General features: G+C 40.1%; 1 protein-coding gene. It reads right to left on the reverse strand.

Annotation, left to right across the window (positions count from 1 at the left end):
* Positions 1–391: 391 nt before the first annotated feature.
* A partial coding sequence (locus G588_RS0118505; RefSeq protein WP_022780169.1) for a cation:proton antiporter occupies positions 392–1,239 on the reverse strand: 848 nt, incomplete at its 5' end.

Consider the following 1,239-nt stretch of genomic DNA (forward strand, 5'->3'; position numbering starts at 1 on the left):
CAACAATCGTAGATTACTTTTACCACGAAGAAGTAAGAGGAACTGCCAATAGTGGAAAGAGAAATGTAATACATAATCCTTGATGGAAGAATAAACCGGAATTTAAAGATTCGATAGCATTACAATAAATACCATTTTGCATTTGGTAAATTATTGGATTGAAGGTAAGGACAAGTAATATGGCTTTTCGTAGGACCCTTAGTGATCTTATTCGGCTGTATGCTGATGAGATTACTGATATGGATGTAGATATTTGCCAGTATGATAAAAGATATGATGTGTGGGGATGCTTTTAGCATTGCTTGTTAAAACTGAAATTAAACGGCCCGTTTTCTTAATAGAAAGCGGACCTTTTTATTTTAGTACAATATCAGTTCTACAGTCGATTAACTCAGGCAGGAGAATTAGCTTTTTCATCTGAGGCATATATAGCCTTCAATATTATAGGTGTCAGAATTGAGCTTAATATTATCAACAGGATTACTGCGGTAAAGTATCTGCTGTCAACGATACCAGCTTTTAAACCTCTTTGAGCTACGATAAGTGCAACTTCGCCTCTGGTCATCATACCCACACCAATCTTTAACGAGTCAGAGGTGTTGTACTTAAGGAGCTTTGCAACGATGCCACAGCCTACAACCTTTCCGAGGAGTCCAACGACAACAAATGCTGCCGAGAATGCAAGGATTGTCATGTCGACAGACCTTAGGTTTGTCTGAAGGCCTACACTTGCAAAGAATACGGGGCCGAATAACATATATGAATTTATGTCCATCTTTCTGTCTATATACTCGGAGTTGTCCAGAGAGCTGAGAATAATACCTGCAACATAGGCACCGGTGATATCAGCTACTCCAAAGTACTTATCGGCAACATAAGACATTGCAAAGGCAAGTGCCAGACCCATGATCGGGATTCTTCTGGTATGAGGCCATTTCGCTTCTGCTTTTGACATTATCTTAAAGATGATAATTCCCACAACAACCGAAAGCGCAAAGAAGGCTACGGTCTTTAAGCAAACAGCTGCAAGATTGGCATTTGGATCTTTCAGACCAAGAACAGCTGTAAGAACCACGATTCCTATTACGTCATCGATGATTGCGGCGCTCATGATTGTTGTTCCCACTTCTGTGGAAATCTTTCCAAGTTCCTTTAGAACCTGAACTGTTATGCTCACGGAAGTAGCTGTAAGAATAGTTCCTATAAAGAGTGCTTTTATGAACTCGGTTGATCCGGGAG

This window comes from Butyrivibrio sp. AE3009 (assembly GCF_000420845.1).
In the GTDB taxonomy this organism is placed as follows: Bacteria; Bacillota; Clostridia; order Lachnospirales; family Lachnospiraceae; genus Butyrivibrio.